The organism is Citrobacter sp. S46_ASV_140 (assembly GCF_018919545.1).
Taxonomy (GTDB): Bacteria; Pseudomonadota; Gammaproteobacteria; order Enterobacterales; family Enterobacteriaceae; genus Citrobacter; species Citrobacter braakii.
In genome coordinates this window covers 1-1217 of record NZ_JAHLRC010000267.1, presented here as the reverse complement: position 1 = coordinate 1217, position 1217 = coordinate 1, and the positions used below count along the sequence as shown (strand labels likewise).

General features: G+C 44.2%; 2 pseudogenes. Both read right to left on the bottom strand.

Annotated elements, in window-relative coordinates:
* Positions 1-84: 84 nt before the first annotated feature.
* Positions 85-753, bottom strand: a pseudogene (locus KQJ19_RS23660) (filamentous hemagglutinin); the annotation flags it as partial.
* Between the two features lie 126 nt (positions 754-879).
* Positions 880-1217, bottom strand: a pseudogene (locus KQJ19_RS23655) (hypothetical protein); the annotation flags it as partial.

Below are 1217 nucleotides of genomic sequence, written 5' to 3'. Positions count from 1 at the left end.
CATATAAAACCACCCCTGTTAGAAAAATTGAAACCATGCTGAATACAATAAAAAAAACCAGAGGAAGAATGAATTTTAGAGCTTTCATTTGCCACCACCTTCCTGCTTCATTTTGTACTCTGTATACTTACCTCCAGCTTCTGAAGTGATACTACCACCAATGTCACCAATTGTGCTGGGGACATTGCTTGGTTTCATTTCTTTTGAAAGGCCATAATCCCCTTTCACTTCAGTAAATTGTCTCAGGTCTGCATTAAACTTCGGATCCCAGCCTCCTTTCCACCAGTTTACTCCGACATTAATCCCCTTGGACAACCCTTGACCAATGCCATAACCAACAATAGAACCTGCTCCATTGATTAACGCACCAGACAGTGGATCTTTATCATCAACCCAGTTACCAAGCGCACCTCCTGCCGCATTCCAGGCTACTGTGCCACCCAGACCACTTCCCATACTGAACACGTTTGTCCAGCCAGCAATCGCTGCACTAGCCGGGTCAATTGAACCATCTGCGAGATAGCTGATCCCTGCATTGGCTCCCGCACCCAATCCCCACATAGCCTGAGCGCCGCCAGGTAAGAGGGCTACACTGCCTGTCGCCAGCGCAAATCCTACCGCATCGCGTTCATTCTTTGCTTTCTTACAACTGTCTGAGGAGGGTGCTGTATCACAGGTAGCCATGTCAATGCCATGCTGACGTATCCATGCAGCCTGAGCATCTTCACTACCACCGAGTAAATTATTCTCAACAACAACTCGTTCCGACACGACTATCGAGAACGAACGAGCATTTTTCCTGTTCTGTCAGCAGGTTACAGCCTGTTTTTGCTGACGAACTTTAACGCGAGCAACATTTTTCCCTGACGCACGTTTGAACTATTCCTTTCTTAAATAGACCAAAAATCCATTGAAATTTTTAATGGGTTGAGGATAATCAAGCCTCATAGCAATCGCTTCTATAGCAAAATCCTCATCAAAATCAGCGATCACTTCAGCTTCGACCACTGACACCGATTCTTGATCGCTGTCATCTGGCTCGCCATCGAAATAAAAATGCAAACTTATATTTTTATTTTTTAATTCAACAGTAACAGCTCGAATATTTGAAGTTACATTCCCTAACAAAGCCCTTTGCAATGAGAGCCTTACATACGAATTTAAATCAGAAGAAATCATCACATTTCCCTTCATTTTTCTGATGGCCTCGCTGGAAC